14 protein-coding genes are annotated in these 17703 nt (G+C 62.3%); 4 read left to right on the top strand and 10 right to left on the bottom strand.

Annotated features, from left to right (window positions below; genetic code table 11):
• Nucleotides 1-152: 152 nt before the first annotated feature.
• The 4 genes from pssA to H6X51_RS15245 all read right to left on the bottom strand — a co-directional run bounded on the left by pssA (nucleotide 153) and on the right by H6X51_RS15245 (nucleotide 4405).
• The gene (gene pssA / locus H6X51_RS15260) at nucleotides 153-995 is read right to left on the bottom strand and encodes a CDP-diacylglycerol--serine O-phosphatidyltransferase (protein WP_185268328.1); all 843 of its coding nucleotides are present in this window, start codon (nucleotides 993-995) and stop codon (nucleotides 153-155) included.
• Nucleotides 996-1122: 127 nt separating this feature from the next.
• Complete coding sequence (gene ilvC, locus H6X51_RS15255) at nucleotides 1123-2139, bottom strand: ketol-acid reductoisomerase (protein ID WP_185268327.1); 1017 nt, start codon at nucleotides 2137-2139, stop codon at nucleotides 1123-1125.
• Nucleotides 2140-2186: 47 nt separating this feature from the next.
• A complete protein-coding gene (ilvN, locus tag H6X51_RS15250; RefSeq protein ID WP_185268326.1) occupies nucleotides 2187-2678 on the bottom strand; it encodes an acetolactate synthase small subunit in 492 nt (163 codons plus the stop codon).
• A gap of 2 nt (nucleotides 2679-2680) precedes the next feature.
• Entirely contained in the window at nucleotides 2681-4405 is a 1725-nt protein-coding gene (locus tag H6X51_RS15245) for an acetolactate synthase 3 large subunit (protein WP_185268325.1), read from the bottom strand.
• 430 nt (nucleotides 4406-4835) lie between these two features.
• On the opposite strand from H6X51_RS15245, the gene H6X51_RS15240 reads away from it, so the two are divergent.
• Nucleotides 4836-5279: a DUF4124 domain-containing protein gene (locus H6X51_RS15240; protein WP_185268324.1), complete on the top strand. Its 444-nt coding sequence runs from the start codon at nucleotides 4836-4838 to the stop codon at nucleotides 5277-5279.
• On the opposite strand, the gene H6X51_RS15235 is transcribed toward H6X51_RS15240, so the two are convergent.
• From H6X51_RS15235 to mrcB, 3 genes are read right to left on the bottom strand one after another with little or no spacing between them, the layout of a single operon-like run.
• Nucleotides 5276-5614 carry a YqcC family protein gene (locus tag H6X51_RS15235; RefSeq protein WP_185268323.1) on the bottom strand — a complete coding sequence of 113 codons (339 nt, stop codon included), beginning with the start codon at nucleotides 5612-5614 and terminating at the stop codon, nucleotides 5276-5278. The genes H6X51_RS15240 and H6X51_RS15235 overlap by 4 nt on opposite strands.
• Complete coding sequence (locus H6X51_RS15230; RefSeq protein WP_185268322.1) at nucleotides 5614-6267, bottom strand: tetratricopeptide repeat protein; 654 nt, start codon at nucleotides 6265-6267, stop codon at nucleotides 5614-5616. Before H6X51_RS15230 ends, H6X51_RS15235 begins: the two co-directional genes overlap by 1 nt.
• 17 nt (nucleotides 6268-6284) lie before the next feature.
• Nucleotides 6285-8609, bottom strand: a complete 2325-nt coding sequence (mrcB, locus tag H6X51_RS15225) for a penicillin-binding protein 1B (RefSeq protein ID WP_185268321.1) — start codon at nucleotides 8607-8609, stop codon at nucleotides 6285-6287.
• Nucleotides 8610-8730: 121 nt separating this feature from the next.
• Here mrcB and H6X51_RS15220 point away from each other — a divergent pair, with 121 nt between their 5' ends.
• From H6X51_RS15220 to H6X51_RS15210, 3 genes are all read left to right on the top strand, one after another.
• Complete coding sequence (locus tag H6X51_RS15220) at nucleotides 8731-10275, top strand: bifunctional aminoglycoside phosphotransferase/ATP-binding protein (RefSeq protein WP_185268320.1); 1545 nt, start codon at nucleotides 8731-8733, stop codon at nucleotides 10273-10275.
• A gap of 181 nt (nucleotides 10276-10456) precedes the next feature.
• A complete protein-coding gene (locus H6X51_RS15215; protein WP_185268319.1) occupies nucleotides 10457-10723 on the top strand; it encodes a TfoX/Sxy family protein in 267 nt (88 codons plus the stop codon).
• Between the two features lie 108 nt (nucleotides 10724-10831).
• Nucleotides 10832-11629 carry a cyclic nucleotide-binding domain-containing protein gene (locus H6X51_RS15210; protein WP_185268318.1) on the top strand — a complete coding sequence of 266 codons (798 nt, stop codon included), beginning with the start codon at nucleotides 10832-10834 and terminating at the stop codon, nucleotides 11627-11629.
• A gap of 210 nt (nucleotides 11630-11839) precedes the next feature.
• Here the strand turns inward: H6X51_RS15210 and H6X51_RS15205 are convergent, their stop codons facing one another.
• From H6X51_RS15205 to H6X51_RS15195, 3 genes are read right to left on the bottom strand one after another with little or no spacing between them, the layout of a single operon-like run.
• Nucleotides 11840-13273 (bottom strand): efflux transporter outer membrane subunit, encoded by a 1434-nt coding sequence (locus H6X51_RS15205; RefSeq protein WP_185268317.1) that lies wholly within the window; start codon nucleotides 13271-13273, stop codon nucleotides 11840-11842.
• Nucleotides 13270-16401, bottom strand: a complete 3132-nt coding sequence (locus tag H6X51_RS15200; RefSeq protein WP_185268316.1) for an efflux RND transporter permease subunit — start codon at nucleotides 16399-16401, stop codon at nucleotides 13270-13272. Before H6X51_RS15200 ends, H6X51_RS15205 begins: the two co-directional genes overlap by 4 nt.
• A 6-nt stretch (nucleotides 16402-16407) precedes the next feature.
• Nucleotides 16408-17550, bottom strand: coding sequence for an efflux RND transporter periplasmic adaptor subunit (locus H6X51_RS15195; protein WP_185268315.1), 1143 nt, complete (start codon nucleotides 17548-17550; stop codon nucleotides 16408-16410).
• Nucleotides 17551-17703 lie beyond the last annotated feature (153 nt).

Raw genomic sequence — 17703 nt, 5'->3', positions numbered from 1 at the left:
TTCTACGCCGTTTCGCTTGTCTGTCAACTGGAAAATCACCCTGAGCACATCGTGCAAAACAGGATAACCCCTTGATTGAATTGAGGTTTTCAAACCGCAACGCGACAAGCGAGGGGCGCATTATAGGCCCGACAGTTTTGCCGTCAAGCAGTTTATTCAACTTTATCGGAATCGCTGGGCACTTTGTCCCGACGATGCCAGCGCCAGACCGCCTGCAGCGGGCCGGAGATACTGTAGGCGATGAAGATGAACCACAGAATACGTGACGGATCAGTGGAGATGACCGCGAACACCAGCACCACCAGCAGGATCACCACGAACGGCACTCGGCCGCGCATGTCCAGATCCTTGAAGCTGTAATAGCGTACGTTGCTGACCATCAGCAAACCGCCAAGTGCGGTCAGCACGCCCACCAGCAGCGAAATATCACCGCCATCAACACCAAAATCACTCAACGCCCAGACCATCCCCGCCACCAGACCTGCAGCGGAGGGGCTGGCCAGGCCGGTAAAGTAACGCTTGTCGGCAGAGCCTATATGGGTATTGAAGCGCGCCAGGCGCAGGGCCGCACCAGCCACGTAGATAAAAGCGAAGATCCAGCCGACCTTGCCCATATCGGCCAGTGCCCAGGTAAAGGCCACCAGTGCCGGGGCCACCCCGAAGGCGACCATATCCGACAGCGAGTCATATTCGGCACCGAAGGCACTCTGGGTATTGGTCAGCCGCGCCACACGGCCATCCAGGCCATCGAGCACCATGGCCACGAAGATAGCGATGGCAGCATGTGAGAAATTGCCGTTCATGGCACTGACAATGGCGTAGAAGCCGGAGAACAGTGCTGCCGTGGTGAACAGGTTGGGCAACAGATAGATCCCGCGATGACGAATCTTCCTGCCGTCAGGCCCGGGGACTTCCTCGATGTGCTCATCGATGGGCAGGAGGTTATGCGGGCCATCACCCTCGAAACTGGAATCGTGCTGCGGATCGTCTTTCATATGCTAAACCTTACCACTGGGCCGAGTGATGCAGTGTCGCAACTTGACCCGCAAATGACCAGTCCTGCTCACCGCTCAGCCATAAAAAAACGCGGCCGAGGCCGCGTTTTTCGTCATCGAACCACGATCAGTTCTTGGACTTGTCCACAATCTTGTTGGACGCGATCCAGGGCATCATGGCGCGCAGCTGCTCACCAACCTGCTCGATCGGATGGGCAGCGTTGTTGCGACGCGCTGCAGTCATCGACGGGTAGTTGTGCGCACCTTCAGCGATGAACATCTTGGCGTATTCGCCGGACTGGATGCGCTTCAGGGCATTGCGCATGGCAGCACGGGACTCGTCGTTGATCACCTCGGGGCCAGTCACGTACTCGCCATACTCCGCGTTGTTGGAGATCGAGTAGTTCATGTTGGCGATGCCGCCTTCGTACATCAGGTCGACGATCAGCTTCAGCTCGTGCAGGCACTCGAAGTAGGCCATTTCCGGCGCATAGCCAGCCTCGGTCAGTACTTCGAAGCCGGCCTTGACCAGCTCGACCGCACCACCACAGAGAACCGCCTGCTCACCGAACAGGTCGGTTTCGGTCTCGTCCTTGAAGGTGGTTTCGATGATGCCGGTACGACCACCGCCCACACCGCTGGCGTAGGACAGGGCGACGTTCTTGGCATTGCCGGAAGCGTCCTGGAAGATCGCGATCAGGTCAGGAATACCACCGCCCTTGACGAACTCGGAGCGTACGGTGTGACCCGGCGCCTTGGGCGCGACCATGATCACGTCCAGGTCCTTGCGCGGCACGACCTGGTTGTAGTGGACAGCGAAACCGTGGGCAAAGGCCAGAGTGGCGCCCTGCTTCAGGTTCGGCTCGATCTCGTCACGGTACAACTGGGACTGGAACTCGTCAGGAGTCAGAATCATGACTACATCGGCAGCCGCAACGGCAGCCGGTACGTCAGAGACTTTCAGACCATGGGCTTCTGCCTTGGCGATGGAGGACGAACCCGGGCGCAGACCCACGGTGACGTCGACACCGGAATCCTTCAGGTTGCAGGCATGGGCATGGCCCTGGGAGCCGTAACCGATGATGGCGACCTTCTTGCCCTGGATGATGCTCAGATCACAGTCTTTATCGTAATAAACTTGCATGTAAATCCCCTTGCTATGCGGGTCCCGCCGGACCACTGCTCAATTGTTTAAATGCTCAGAACCTTGTCGCCGCGCGCGATACCGGACACACCGGTGCGCACGACTTCCAGTACCGTCGCCGGGCCAACCGCTTCGATGAAGCTGTCCAGCTTATCAGATGTACCTGTGAGCTGGACGGTATACACACTACTGGTCACATCGACAATCTGGCCGCGGAAGATATCGGTGGTCCGCTTGACCTCGGCACGCTGGGCGCCGGTGGCCTTGATCTTGACCAGCATCAGCTCACGCTCGATATGTGCGCCTTCGGACAGATTGACCAGCTTCACCACCTCGATCAGCTTGTTGAGGTTCTTGGTGATCTGCTCGATGACATCTTCCTGGCCGATGGTGGTCAGCGTCAGACGCGACAGGGTCGGGTCTTCGGTAGCCGCCACGGTCAGGGTTTCGATGTTGTAGTTACGCTGGGAGAACAACCCGACGACACGGGACAATGCACCGGGCTCGTTTTCCAGCAGTACGGAAATGATATGTCTCATGATCAGGTACGCTCCGTCTTGCTCAGCCACATGTCACGCATCGAGCCACCGGCGATCTGCATCGGGTAGACGTGCTCGGTGTTGTCCACGCGGATATCCATGAACACCAGGCGCTTGGTCTGGGCAAACGCCTCCTCCATGGCCGACTTGAGGTCTTCCGGCTTCTCGACACGCATGCCGACGTGACCGTAGGACTCGGTGAGCTTGATGAAGTCGGGCAGCGACTCCATGTAGGAGTGCGAGTAGCGACTGTTGTACTGCATGTCCTGCCACTGACGCACCATGCCCAGGGCCTGGTTGTTCAGGGTGATGATCTTCACCGGCAGATCGTACTGCAGGCAGGTCGACAGCTCCTGGATATTCATCTGGATACTGCCTTCGCCGGTAACACAGGCGACCGCCGCATCCGGATGGTGCAGCTGGATGCCCATGGCCGCCGGCAAGCCGAAGCCCATGGTGCCCAGGCCACCGGAGTTGACCCAGCGATTGGGCTTGTCGAACGGATAGTACTGGGCAGCGAACATCTGATGCTGACCGACATCCGAGGTCACGTAGGCATCACCCTTGGTCACTTCCCACAGGGTCTCGATGACGCGCTGCGGCTTGATGATGGAACCGTCGCCCTGGTCATAGGGGAACAGCTTGCCATCGCCACGCCACTCATCGATCTGCTTCCACCAGGCAGCCAGCACATCGGCGTTCGGACGCAGCTTGTGCTCACGGGCGATGGCCAGCATCTCGGTCAGCACGCTGTCGACCGGACCGACGATCGGAATGTCGGCCTTGATGGTTTTCGAGATCGACGCCGGGTCGATGTCGATATGAATGATCCTGGCGTTCGGGCAGAACTTGGTCGCGCCATTGATGACGCGGTCATCGAAGCGCGCACCGACGCACATGACCACATCGGCATGGTGCATCGCCACGTTGGCGGTATAGCTGCCGTGCATGCCGAGCATGCCGACGAACTGGCGATCGGTACCGGGGAAGCCGCCCAAGCCCATCAGGGTATTGGTGACCGGCACGCCCAGTTCCTTGCCCAGTTCGGTCAGCTGTTTGGCTGCGCCGCCCATGATGACCCCGCCACCGGAGTAGATGATCGGGCGACGGGCCTCGACCAGCAGCTCCAGCGCCTTGCGGATCTGCCCGGAATGACCACGTACCGCGGGATTGTAGGAGCGCAGCTTGACCTTCTTCGGGTAGCTGTACTCGAACTTCTCCGCCGGATTGGTCATGTCCTTGGGAATATCGATGACCACCGGGCCGGGACGACCGGTCTGGGCCAGGTAGAAGGCCTTCTTGACGATTTCCGGAATTTCGCGCGGGTCCTTGACGATGAAGCTGTGCTTCACGATCGGACGGGAAATACCGACCATGTCGGTTTCCTGGAAGGCATCGGTACCGACCATGTGGCTGGCCACCTGGCCGGAAATGACCACCATGGGAATGGAGTCCATGTACGCGGTGGCGATACCGGTGATGGTGTTGGTCGCGCCGGGACCGGAGGTCACCAGTACCACACCGGGCTTGCCGGTGGCACGCGCATAACCGTCAGCCATGTGGGCGGCGGCCTGTTCGTGGCGCACCAACACATGGGTTACATCATCCTGGCGGAAAATCGCATCGTATACATGCAGCAGGGCACCACCGGGGTACCCGTAGATAAATTTTACACCCTCGTCACGCAAGGAGCGGACGACCATCTCAGCGCCGGATAAAAGTTCCACTTTTGAATCACCTCTAGCATGCCGTTCACCCCAAGGCGAGCGGCAGGATACCTGTTTACTGCTCGGCAGTGCATTGGCAACGGTGGTTGTCATGCAACAGCTTGACTGCGTGCAATGGAAGCATGCCCCGCAGATGGCGGTAGCAGCCTCACCCAGCGCGAGGTAGCGCGTGCGGGGCCAGGCCGGGAGAAAGCGGTTGTCGCCTCCCGGATTGAGCAACAAAGCAGACTGCCCCGGCGGCCGAGTAGGCACCGATCACAGCATGCTCATGAGAACCCCGAATTGTTTACACTCGAGACCGACAAGTCAAGCCACGTAAGACAAAAGCCTAACGTTTCACACATCTGTCGCAGCCGTGTACCGCTCACCCGGCAAACGGCTATAGTAGCCAGGCCGGTAATGAGATGCACGCAACAGGGATGAAGACACCATGCGAAAGCTATTCACCGCACTGACGCTGAGCCTGCTGAGCTGCGCCAGCCTGGCGCAACCGATCTACCAATGGACCGACGAGCGCGGCAGGGTGCAGTACGGCCAGTTGCCACCAGCCGACAGCCAGTACCGCTCGATCGACATCAAGGCCGCGCCACCACCCGGCGGCCAGTTGCGCACCCCCGCCGCGCCGATCGAGGCCGAGCAGGCCGAAGCGGAACGCCAAGCCGTCGCTGAGCAGCGCCGCACGGCACGGTCCGAGGCCGAACAGCGCGCTGCCACCTGCCAGACGCTACGCGAGCAATTGCAGACCCTGCTCGACAACCCACGACTGCGCCGCACCAACGCGGCCGGCGAAGTCGAACGTATCGGGGAGGATGAGCGTCAGCGGCTGATCAGCACGACGCGAGAGGATATACAGGGCTACTGCCAGGGAAGTTAGGGGGCAGCCGACGCCAGCTTTGCGGCCTGCCGGTCGATCCGCCCGAGCGTCGCCAGCAGGCCATGACCGCGCCGGCCGAGATGGGCGAAGGCCTCCTCGCCCATCGGCTGGATATGGCAACCTGGCGGGACCAGGCCATCGCTCTCGATGATCTGCGCCATGCGCGGCAGGAATACCCATTGCAGCCACAGCTCGAAGGCCAGGGTATCCACACAGAAAGGTTCACTGCTGGCCAGCGCGGCGGGCGCAGGGGCCTGCGCCGACCACAACTCCAGCGCCCGCAACTCGCGCTCCAGTTCCAGCAATGCATCAGCCAGCCCGTGCCAACAGCGCATTACAGCGACACCCTGGCCCGCTGACGGGCCTGCGCCGCGCCCTCGGCATCACCCTGGCGCTCCCGCGCATCGGCCACCAGCCCCCAGAGTCCGGCCTGCAATGCGGGGCGGCCCGCGGCGTAGGACAGCCCGCGACGCGCCAGTTGTTCGGCCTGGGCAGCATCACCCTGCTCCAGCCGCACCTGGGCCAACCGGTAAAGCACCTGCGGCTCGCGCGGGGCGATGCGCAGCGCCCGTTCCAGACTGGCCGAGGCACTGTTCAGGTCACCACTGCTCTCCTGCTGGCGTGCCGAGGTCAGCAACGCTAGCACCGGCCCGTCCAGCTGCTCATCGTCCTGCAGACTGCTACTGCCGCCGGACGTCGGCGTCTGGGTCGATGGCTGGCTGCTGACCGGCGCACTGTCCAGCGGATAGGATTCAACCGCGCTGGAGCCGCCCTCACCATCCGGCACCAGCACCACCACTCCGCCATCGTCCGGCTGCTGCGTCTGGGCCTGCGTCGGCGTCGGCGCCGACATGCCGGCGCCGGTCTGCATGTCCTCATTGGAGACCGGACGCCCTGAATCCACGACCGGTATGGCGCCGCCCGAACCGGCACAGCCCGCCAGTACCATGATGCAGCCGGCCAGCAGGCCAATTCGCTTAGTATCCATCGCCTTGTTCCTCATGTTCATTGCAGCCATCCACGGATGACGTCCATCACTCGACCGGCACCTTCCTTCACCGGTTCGACATCGATCAGCGGTCGACAGCCCGGTCCCGGCAGCGGCTGGTAGCCCTCACGGAAGGGCACCTGCACGGTGTCCGGACAGCTGGCATCGCTGCCCTCACCGGTCAGCCGGTCGACCCAGGCATAGACGATACCTTCCGGCGGCACCTCCGACAGACTACGCGGATGCGCCTGCGCCATGAACGCGCTCCACACCTGCAACGCGCCCGTCGCTCCGGTCAGGCGCGTCTGGCCATTATCATCACGCCCCAACCAGGCCACCGCCAGCAGATCATCGGAGAAACCGGCAAACCAGCTGTCGCGCAGATCGTTGGTGGTACCGGTCTTGCCCGCCAGGCGAATGCTCGATGGTACCTGATTATAGGCCGAGCGCCCGGTCCCTTCCGCCATCACCCGGCTCAGACCTTCCTGCATCAGGAAGATGGTAGCCGAGTCAAAGCGCTGCTCGATCTCGAAGGGATAGCGGCGCAGTTGCTCGCCATCGGCCGTCAGCACGTTGCGGATCGCTCGCAGGGGTGTATTGAAGCCACCGCTGGCCAGGGTCTGATACATGTCGGTTACCTGCAGCGGCGTCATCGCCCCCGAGCCCAGCAGCATCGCCGGATAGGTCGGCCAGCGATGCCGCACGCCCATGCGCTCGACGGTGTTCAATACCTTGTCGACCCCAATATCCACCCCCAGGCGTACCGTCGCCTGGTTGTAGGAGCGCGACAGCGCCTCATGCAACGGCACCAGGCCGTGGCTTTCGCGGCTGTAGTTCTGTGGCGACCAGGTCTTGCCGCGCTCGGCCGGCAGGGTGATTGGCGAGTCATCCACCGGGGTGATCAGCGAGTAACGCTGTGGTTGCTCCAGCGCCGTCAGGAACACCGCTGGCTTGACCAGCGAGCCGATTGGCCGCGCCGCATCCAGCGCGCGGTTGAAGCCGGAGAACCGCGGGTTGCGCCCACCGACCAGCGCCAGCACCTCACCGGTCTGCGCGCCGGTGACCACCATGGCGGCCTCCATTTCGCTGCCGGCGCGCTCGCCCAGGCGCTTGAACGCGGTTTCCACCGCCTTCTCGGCCTTCAGCTGCAGCAGCGGATCGAAGCTGGTGAAGATCCGCAGGCCTTCGCTGGTCAGGTCCTCATCCTGGTAGTCCTCGCGCAGCTGGCGCTTGATCAGGTCCATGAACGCGGGATAGCTGGTATCGGCCATGCTGCCGCGCACCGTGACATCCAGCGGCCGCTCGATCGCCGCCTGCGCCTGCTCGCTGCTGATGACGCCCTGCTCCTCGAGCATCTGGATCACCAGGTCGCGACGCTTCTTCACCCGTTCGGGCTGGCGCCGCGGGTTGTACAGCGACGGCCCCTTGACCATGCCCACCAGCATTGCCACCTGGTGCAGCTCCAGCTCATGCAGCGGCTGGGCGAAATAGTACTGGCTGGCCAGGCCAAAGCCATGCACCGCACGGCGGCCGTCCTGACCGAGGAATACCTCGTTCAGGTAGGCTTCCAGAATCTCTTCCTTGGAATAGTGCAGTTCCAGCAACACCGCCATGATCGCTTCGGTGCCCTTGCGCAGCAGGCTGCGGTCGCTGTTGAGATAGAAGTTCTTCACCAACTGCTGGGTCAGGGTACTGCCGCCCTGCACCACACCGCCGGCGACCAGGTTGACATAGGCGGCCCGGGCGATGCCCTTGGGCGACACGCCGAAATGCTGGAAGTACTCGCGGTCTTCGACCGCCACCAGCGCTTCCACCAGGTACGCCGGCGCCTGGTCCAGACGTACCAGGATGCGGTCCTCGTTGTGCGCAGGGTAGATACCACCGATCATCAGCGGCTCCAGCCGCGCCATGACCACGTCACCGCTGCCCGACAGGCCGGACACCTGCTGGCCATTGAAGCGGACGCTGATGCGCTGCGCCGGCTCCGAGCCCTCGAAGGACTGGAAGCCACGGGTGTACACATCCACCCGATTGCTGGCCGCCGACATCTGGCCGGGCTGGCTGATGGCGTTCACCGAACGATAGCCCAGCGCCGACAACTCGGTAACGAAATCATCACGACTGAGCTTCTGTCCGGCATACAGCTCCAGCGGCCGGGCGAACACCTTGGCCGGCACCGCCCAGCGCTTGCCGGAAAACTTCTCCTGCACCACCGCATCCAGATAGATGGTCAGCGCCGCCAGCAGGACCAGCCCGACCAGGGCCAGCTTCCACAGCAGGCCTGACCAGCGCCGCCAGAACCCGACCTTGCGGGCTGCCCGTTTACTGCGTTTTCTACCCATAATCCCCTGATTACCCCATATTTCGGGAAGCGACACCCGCTCTGGCGGGTGTGACAACGGTTGGCCTCACTGCGGCCAGCCTTCATAATGCCCGGATTGCCAGCCCACCACAGGATCCGACGTGAGCCAGACACTGCTGAACGCCCTGCAAAACCCGGCCTTGTATGACCACCCGGTCAGCGGCTTTACGCTGATGGAAACCCATATTTCCTGGGTCATCCTCACCGGCGACTTCGTTTACAAGATCAAGAAACCGGTCAACTTCGGTTTTCTCGACTACTCCAGCCTCGAGCAGCGGGCGCACTACTGTGCCGAGGAAGTGCGCCTGAACCGGCGCCTGGCACCCGACCTGTACCTGGGCGTGGTCGCCATCCACGGCAGCGACAGCGCGCCCAACCTGGATGGTGATGGCCCGATCATCGAATACATGGTCAAGACCCGGCAATTCCGCCAGCAGGACCTGCTTGGCAACATGCAGCGTGACGGCACCCTGACCGCCGAGCACATCGACTCGCTGGCCGCCACCCTCGCCGGCTTTCACCAGCGCATCGAACAGGCGGCGCCGGACTCCATCTGGGGCCAGCCCGAGCAGGTGCATGCCCCGGTAGCCCAGAACTTCGAGCAGATCCGCCCGCTGCTGAGCGACCCGGCCGACCTCGCACAACTCGATGAGCTGGAACAATGGGCGCATACTACCTTTCAACGGCTGATTCCCCAACTGGCACAACGCAAAGCCGACGGGCTGATTCGCGAATGCCATGGCGACACCTATCTGGACAACGTCACGCTGATTGACGGACAAGTGACCCTGTTTGACTGCATAGAGTTCAATGACGCCTTCCGCTGGACCGACGTCATGAGCGATGTCGCCTTCATGGCCATGGATCTGGAGGACCGCGGCCTGTCGGACCTGTCCCAGCGTTTCGTCAATGCCTGGCTGGAGCATACCGGGGATTATGCCGGCCTTGGCGTGCTGAATTATTACAAGGCGTACCGTGCCATGGTGCGCGCCAAGGTAGCCCTGCTGGGCCTGGGCCACGCCGATAGCGAGCAGCAACGCAACCAGGTGCTTGCCCGCTACCATGGCTATATTGCCCTGGCCGAAAGCTACACCAGTATACCCCGACGCTTCGGCCTGCTAACCCATGGCGTATCCGGCTCCGGCAAGAGCACCTTGAGCATCCAGCTGGTATCGCGCCTGGGCATGATCCGTGTGCGCTCCGATATCGAGCGCAAGCGCCTGTTCGGGCAGCAGCAGGTCGGCGTGCTGGACCAGGGCCTGTATACCCCCGAGCAAAGCCAGCAGACCTATGCCCGCCTGGCCGAGCTGGCGGCGCAGATCCTCGCCGCCGGCTATCCGGTGGTGGTCGATGCCACCCACCTGCAGCGCGCCCAGCGCCAGTTGGTGCGCCAGGCCATCGAGGACCAGGGTGTCCCCTGCCTGATCCTGCACTGCCAGGCACCGCTGGACACCATCGAAATCTGGTTGAACGAGCGCCAGCGCAAGGGCGGCGACCCCTCCGATGCCGATATCCACGTGGTTCGCCATCAGCTTGAGCAACTCGAGCCGCTGGATGAGCAGGAGCAGCAGATCACCCTGAGCGTGGCCACCGAGCAGCGCGACAATATCGACCGGGTCACCGAGCAACTGCGCCAGCGACTGTGAGCCGGGCCGCCGGCTGTACGGATCAGCCGGCGGCAACTACACTGGTTTTCGGGAACCAATAAAAAGAAGCCCGAGCCATGCCAAGAATCGATTACCTCCCGACCGTCTCGGTCGGTGCCCCACCTTGCCGGTTCATGGCACGCCATGATCGCCGCCCGCCCACTCAGGCAGCGGGGTAAGCATGTCCGACAGCGAACTCCTCAGCCTGCGCAATCTCGGCAAGACCTCGGTCCAGTGGCTGCGCGCTACCGGTATACACAGCGCCGAAGAACTGCGCCGACGCGGCCCCGTCGCCGCCTATTGCGCGGTGCGTTCGCGCGGCTTCCGCGCCTCCAAGACCCTGTTGTTCGCCATCGCCGGCGCCCTGCAGGACATTCACTGGAACCAGTTGGACCCCACCTACAAGCAACAGCTGCTGCAACAACTGGAGGAACACCAGCAGCAGTAGGAGTTGTTGACGAGAGTGCAATTTTGCCAACACCTGCGCGCTTTTCCATTGGCGGGAGCGAAAGCAATTGCAGTATGGTATCGACAGCCAAGGAAAAAGGAATTCAGCATGTATCTCATCGGCGACCAGCCCCCCTATGCGGAAAAGCTGATCAATACCCTGCAACGCATACCCGAACAGCTGCTTGCCGGACTCGAGCCCTGTGCTGCGCCGATCAGCCTGCAGGCGGTGGATGATCTCTACAGCCTGATCGGCAATCGCAACCTGTATCTGCTCAAGAGCGGCCTGCTGCATGCACTGATCGATGACAAGCCACTGTTCTATATGCAGGAAGGCGATCTCATCGGCTTGCGCCAGGGTTTGAATACCGCGCCCTGCGTCTACATGAGTGAGGAGCCGCTGGTCCTGGTGCCCTACGACCGCGAGTCCCTGTTCCGGCATATCCATGCCAGCAACGACCGCCAGGAGCAATTCACCCAATACATTCTCGGCCAGGCCGCGCTGATGTCCGACGCTCTGGCACGCAGCAAGCCGGTCGAAGTGCGCCCGGTGACCGGCTTCCAGCATTTCGCACCGGGGGCGGAGCTGATCCGCCAGGGTGATGATGCCGGTCATGTGTTCATCATCACCGAAGGGCATGCCGAGGCTTTCGTCGGCGGGATCAAGGTCGGTGATGTACAGAAGGATGAGATTTTCGGTGCGATGGCCCTGTTCACCCGGGAAAAACGCTCCGCCACGGTCATCGCCAGCGTACCGACCACAGTGATGATGATTCCCAAGGAACAGTTTCTTGCACTGATGCAGAGCAACCCGCGAATCGCCCACAGCCTGATCGAAAGCATGGCCCGCCGAATCGACCTGATGAACAAGGAACTGACCCACTACAAGCAGCTGGCAATAAATTAATTTGCAATTGTGCTTGACATGCAAATGATAACGATTATTATTAGCTACAAGTCATCGCGAGATGGCTTTGATAACGGAATGTCGCAAGACGGACGGTTATCTCCTCATCAGGCTAATCACGGATTTAGGCCCGCTCTCTGAGCGGGCCCTTTTTTTTGTGGCATGCCATCCAGGATGGGCCGCGCCAGCCAGGCTGACACGACCCGACTATCAGGCTTCCGGAACCGCCGAAGCCGCCGCCGTATTCCCTACCTGCCAACCGCCCCCCAGCGCCTTGAACAGATTAACCTCGCTGACCAGCTGGTTGCGCCGGTCATTCACCAGTTGCTGTTGCGCGGTCAGTAGTTGCCGCTGCGCATCGAGCAGGGTCAGGTGACTGTCCACGCCGGTGCGGTAGCGCTGCTCGGCCACGGCGTAATAACGCTCGCTGACCTCCAGCAGGTCGCGCTGTGCCTGCACCTGCTGGGCGTAGGTTTCATGCGCAGCCAGACCATCGGCCACATCGCGGAAGGCATCCTGGATCGACTGCTCGTACTGGGCCACGCGGATGTCGCGGGAGATTTCCGTATAGTCCAGGTTCGCCCGCAGACGGCCGGCATTGAAGATCGGCACACTGATGCTCGGCATGAAGCTCCAGTAGCCGGAACCGCTGTCGAACAGATCCGACAGATCGCTACTGGCACTGCCGGCGGCGCCGGTCAGCCGGATGCTCGGAAAGAATGCCGCCCGCGCCGCCCCGATGCTGGCGTTGGCCGCCCGCAGCTGGTGCTCCGCAGCGATGATGTCGGGCCGCTTGAACAGCAACTCGGAGGGCAGGCCGACCGGCAGTTCGGCCAGCAGATCCATGTCCACACCGCCGATATCGATCTCATCCAGCGGGATGTTCTGTCCCAGCAGTTGCGTCAGCGCGTTGCGGTCCTGCGCCACCAGCCGGCGGTATTGCGCCAGTGCTGCCCGTGCGGTTTCCACCGCCGTGCGCGCCTGGGTCAGCTCCAGCGTGGACGCCACCCCGACGTCGTAGCTGCGTTGCACCAGCCTCAGGCTGTCCTGGTAGGCCTCCAGGGTCTGCTCGGTGACCGCCAGCAGCTCGCGATCGGCCTGCCAGGTCAGATAGCTGGTAGCCACGCTGGCGATCAGGCTGACTTGCACGCTGCGTTGCGTCGCCTCGCTGGCCAGGTACTCCTGCAACGCCTGCTCGCTGAGGCTGCCCAGGCGGCCGAACAGATCCAGCTCCCAGGACACGCCCAGGGTCGCACTGTACTGGCTGCTGGTGACCGCCTCACCGGTCTGGCTCAACGTCTCCGGCGTGCGCGTGCGGGTGCCACTGCCATCGGCCGACAGCTCGGGAAACAGCGCCGACTGCTGGATACCGTACAAGGCGCGGTAGGCTTCGACGTTCAATGCGGCAACCCGCAGGTCACGGTTGTTGTCCAGCGCCACTTCGATCAACCGTTGCAGCGACTGGTCCTTGAAGAACTCGCGCCAGCTCAGGTCCATCGGCTGGGTCTGCGAGTTCTGCGTTCCGTAGGCCTCGCCCGAGGGCCATACATCGGCCACCGGCGAAGCGGGGCGCTCATACCCGGGGATCATCGAGCAGCCGCTCAGCACCCCCAGCACAGCCAGACACATCAACGAACGCTTCACTGTGCTTTCTCCTCATCGGTATAGGTGACCTTGCGCGAAAACAGCGAAGACACCACTACATAGAACAACGGTACCCAGAAAATCACCAGCACCGTGGCTGTGAGCATGCCGCCGATCACCCCGGTGCCGATGGCATGCGAGCTGCCTGCTCCGGCGCCACTGGCAATCGCCAGGGGCACCACACCCAGAGTGAATGCCAGCGATGTCATCACGATCGGACGCAGACGCATACGGCAGGCTTCCACCGCGGCATCGAACAGCGACATGCCCTGCTCGTGCAGATCCTTGGCGAACTCCACGATCAGAATGGCGTTCTTCGCCGTCAGGCCGATGGTGGTCAACAGCCCCACCTGGAAGAACACGTCATTGGACAGCCCACGCCCCATGGTCGCCAGCAGCGCACCGATCACCCCGAGCGGCACCACCAGCATCACCGCGAACGGGATCGACCAGCTTTCATACAGTGCTGCCAGACAGAGGAACACCACCAGCAGCGACAAGGCATAGAGTGCCGGTGCCTGGTCGCCGGACAGGCGTTCCTCGTAGGACAGACCGGTCCAGTCCACGCCGATACCGGGCGGCAGCTGCTGGGCCAGGCGTTCGATTTCCGCCATGGCGTCGCCGGTACTGTAGCCCGGTGCCGCCTCGCCCTGGATTTCCATGGCCAGCACACCGTTGTAGCGAGCCAGCTTGGGCGGGCCATAGATCCACTCACCGGAGGCGAAGGCACTGAACGGCACCATCTCCCCCTGGTTGTTGCGCACGAACCACTTGTCCATGTCCTCGGGGTTCATCCGTGCATCGGCCTCGGCCTGCATGTATACCCGTTTCACCCGGCCACGATCGATGAAGTCGTTGACGTAGCTCGAACCCCAGGCGATGGACTGGGTGCTGTTGACGTCGCTGAGCGACACACCCAGCACCTGGGCCTTTTCATCATTGATCAGCAATTTGTACTGCGGCTCGTCGTTCAGGCCATTGGGGCGTACCGCCGTCAGCATATCGCTCTGCGCGGCCAGCCCGAGCAGCTGATTACGGGCCTGCATCAACGCTTCATGCCCCAGTCCAGCGTTGTCCTGCAGGAAGAAGTTGAAGCCGGTGGCGTTGCCCAGCGCCATCACCGCCGGCGGCGCGAAGGCCATCACCGCCGCGTCCCGGAAATGGGAAAAGTGTTCCTGCGCCCGCTCGGCCAGCGCAAACACGCTCATGTCGGCACCCGGGCGCTCATCCCAGGGCTTGAGGCCGACGAAGGCGATGGCGGCATTCTGGCCACGCCCGGCGAAACTGAAGCCGGTCACGGTGAACACCGACTGCACCAGATCGCCTTCCTCGGTGAGCAGGTGTTCACGCATCGCATCCACGGTCTTCTGCGTACGCTCCATGGTCGAGCCGGCCGGTCCCAGGACCTGGACGAACATCACCCCCTGGTCCTCGTCCGGCAGGAACGAGCTGGGCAGCTTGGTGAACAGCATGGCCATGGCCCCGACGATCACCACATACAGCAGCAAGTAGGGTGCCTTGCGCTTGAGCACAGCGGCGACCCCTTTTTCATAGCGGTGTACACCACGCTCGAAGGTACGGTTGAACCAGCCGAAGAAACCACGTTTCTCGTGATTGTGTCCCTTGGGAATCGGCTTGAGGATGGTCGCGCACAGCGCCGGAGTGAAGATCAGCGCCACCAGTACCGAGAGCGTCATCGCCGAGGCGATGGTAATGGCGAACTGCCGGTAGATGACCCCGGTGGAGCCACCGAAGAAGGCCATGGGTACGAATACCGCCGACAGCACCAGACCGATACCGATCAGCGCCCCTTGGATCTGGTCCATGGACTTGCGGGTCGCCTCGACCGGCGACAGCCCCTCCTCGGCCATGACCCGTTCGACGTTCTCCACCACCACGATGGCGTCATCCACCAGCAGACCGATGGCCAGCACCATGGCGAACATGGTCAGGATATTGATGCTGAAGCCGAACATCGACAGCACGCCGAAGGTACCCAGCAATACCACAGGTACCGCCAGCGTCGGAATCAGCGTGGCGCGGAAGTTCTGCAGGAACAGGTACATCACCAGGAACACCAGCACGATGGCTTCCATCAGCGTATGTACTACGCCGGAGATGGATTCCGATACCACCGGCGCGGTCTCGAACGGATAGACCACCTCCACCCCCTGGGGGAAGAAGGGCTGCAGATCGGCAATGGTCTGCTTGACCGCCTTGGTGGTTTCCAGCGCATTCGCACCGGTAGCCAGCTGGATCGCCATACCGGTGGCCGGCTGGCCGTTGTACAGCGCACGGAACGCGGAGTTCTGCGCACCCAGCTCGACCCGGGCGACATCCGCCAGACGCACCTGGGAACCATCGTTGTTGACCTTCAGCAGAATATTGCTGAACTGCTCCGGTGTCTCGAAGCGGGTCTTGCCGATGATGGTGGCGTTGAGCTGCTGGCCCGGCACCGCCGGTGCGCCACCCAGCTGACCACCGGAAACCTGGACGTTCTGGGCAGCGATGGCGTTGCGCACATCCACCGGTGTCAGCTGGAACTTGTTCAGCTGCGCCGGATCGAGCCAGATGCGCATGGAGTAGGCGGAACCGAACACCTGGAAGTCACCCACACCACTGGTCCGGGAAATCGGGTCCTGCACGGTGGAGATGATGAAGTCGGACAGGTCCTCATTGTTCATGCTGCCATCAGCCGAGATCAGGCCGACGACCATCAGGAAGTTGGCCGAGGCCTTGGTCACCCGAATACCCTGCTGCTGCACTTCCTGCGGCAGCATCGGCGTGGCCAGCTGCAGCTTGTTCTGCACCTGTACCTGGGCGATATCCGGATCGACGCCCTGGTCGAAGGTGACGGTGATGCGCATGCTGCCATCGGAACCGCTCTCCGACTTGATATAGCGCAGCCCGTCGATACCGTTCAACTGCTGTTCGATGACCTGGGCAACGGTATCCTGCACGGTCTGCGCCGAGGCCCCCGGATAGTTGACGGCGATATTGACCGCTGGCGGCGCGATGCTCGGGTACTGGTTGACCGGCAGCCCGACGATCGCCAGGCCGCCCATCAGCATGACCAGGATCGCCAGCACCCAGGCAAAGATCGGGCGGTCGATGAAATAGCGTGGCATGCGGGATTATCCTTCCTGTTCGACTGTATTGACGGCGCCAGCAGTGTCGACATTGGCTGCCGGTACCGGCTCCACGAGCATGCCCGGCTGCACCATGTGCAGGCCTTCGGTGATCAACTGGTCACCCACGTTGAGCCCTTCGCTGATCAGCCAGCGGTTACCCACGGTGCGCTCGGTCTTGATGATGCGTTGCTCGACCTTGTTCTCGGCGTTCACCAGCATCGCCACCGCCTGACCACGCGGATTGCGCGTCACACCCTGCTGCGGCGCGAGGATGGCATCGCTCCGGGCCCCGGCGACCAGCTGTGCATGCACGAACATGCCCGGCAGCAGCAGGCGGTCGGGGTTGGGGAAGACCGCCCGCAGGGTCACCGAACCGGTGCTCGAGTCGACCGAGACTTCGGAGAACTCCAGACGGCCCTCATGTTCGTACTCGGAGCCGTCCTCCAGCCGCAGTATCGCCTTGGCGGCGTTGTCACCCGCCCGCTCCAGTCGCCCACTGTTCAGGTCGCGGCGCAGCGCCAGCAGATCGCGCGAGGGCTGGGTCACATCGACGTAGATCGGGTCCAGTTGCTGGATGGTCGCCAGTGCCTGAGCCTGGCCGTTGCTGACCAGCGCGCCCTCGGTCACCGCGGAACGGCCGATCTGCCCGGAAATCGGCGCAGCCACGCTGGTGTAGCGCAGGTCGATCCTGGCTCGTTCCAGCGCCGCATCCGCCTGCAGCCTGGCCGCCCGCGCCTCATCGTAGGCCTGCTGGCTGACCGCACGATCCTTGACCAGCACTTCATAGCGCTCGGCCAGGGTGCCTGTGGACAGGCGAGTGGCTTCAGCACTCTTCAAAGCCGCCTCATAGACCGCAGCATCGATCTGATACAGCTGCTGGCCGGCCTTGACCTCACTGCCTTCCTCGAACAGACGCTTCTGGATGATGCCATTGACCTGGGGTCGGACCTCAGCCACGCGATAGGCCTTGGTGCGCCCTGGCAGTTCGGAGGTCATCAGGAAGTGCTCGGCATCAATGGTCACCACCCCAACCTGTGGCACCTCGGCGGTGTCGGCATCGGTAGAATCCGGCTCGGAGCAGGCGCTGAGCAGAGCCATCATGGCAAACAGGGGAATCAGGGCAGCGCGGGCTGGCTTGACTGACATGGGCGAAGCACCTCTTGGGAATGCAGTGGATCAGCAAAAAGAAACGTGACAAAAACAGGAAACGGCTCATTCGAGACATGCAATAATACTTACATTCACGAATGTTTGTAAGTTGTTTTCACATTGGCTAACATTTATTCAGCAGTCATTCTT

Source organism: Halopseudomonas xiamenensis (genome assembly GCF_014219065.1).
GTDB lineage: Bacteria > Pseudomonadota > Gammaproteobacteria > Pseudomonadales > Pseudomonadaceae > Halopseudomonas > Halopseudomonas xiamenensis.
Note: the sequence above shows the minus strand (reverse complement) of the source record. Positions and strands in the feature narration are given on the sequence as shown.

Coding starts and splice junctions, on each gene's coding strand:
- pssA (WP_185268328.1), bottom strand. CDS start 995: ATGAAAGACGATCCGCAGCACGATTCCAGTTTCGAGGGTGATGGCCCG.
- ilvC (WP_185268327.1), bottom strand. CDS start 2,139: ATGCAAGTTTATTACGATAAAGACTGTGATCTGAGCATCATCCAGGGC.
- ilvN (WP_185268326.1), bottom strand. CDS start 2,678: ATGAGACATATCATTTCCGTACTGCTGGAAAACGAGCCCGGTGCATTG.
- H6X51_RS15240 (WP_185268324.1), top strand. CDS start 4,836: ATGCGAAAGCTATTCACCGCACTGACGCTGAGCCTGCTGAGCTGCGCC.
- H6X51_RS15235 (WP_185268323.1), bottom strand. CDS start 5,614: ATGCGCTGTTGGCACGGGCTGGCTGATGCATTGCTGGAACTGGAGCGC.
- H6X51_RS15230 (WP_185268322.1), bottom strand. CDS start 6,267: ATGGATACTAAGCGAATTGGCCTGCTGGCCGGCTGCATCATGGTACTG.
- mrcB (WP_185268321.1), bottom strand. CDS start 8,609: ATGGGTAGAAAACGCAGTAAACGGGCAGCCCGCAAGGTCGGGTTCTGG.
- H6X51_RS15215 (WP_185268319.1), top strand. CDS start 10,457: ATGTCCGACAGCGAACTCCTCAGCCTGCGCAATCTCGGCAAGACCTCG.
- H6X51_RS15210 (WP_185268318.1), top strand. CDS start 10,832: ATGTATCTCATCGGCGACCAGCCCCCCTATGCGGAAAAGCTGATCAAT.
- H6X51_RS15200 (WP_185268316.1), bottom strand. CDS start 16,401: ATGCCACGCTATTTCATCGACCGCCCGATCTTTGCCTGGGTGCTGGCG.
- H6X51_RS15195 (WP_185268315.1), bottom strand. CDS start 17,550: ATGTCAGTCAAGCCAGCCCGCGCTGCCCTGATTCCCCTGTTTGCCATG.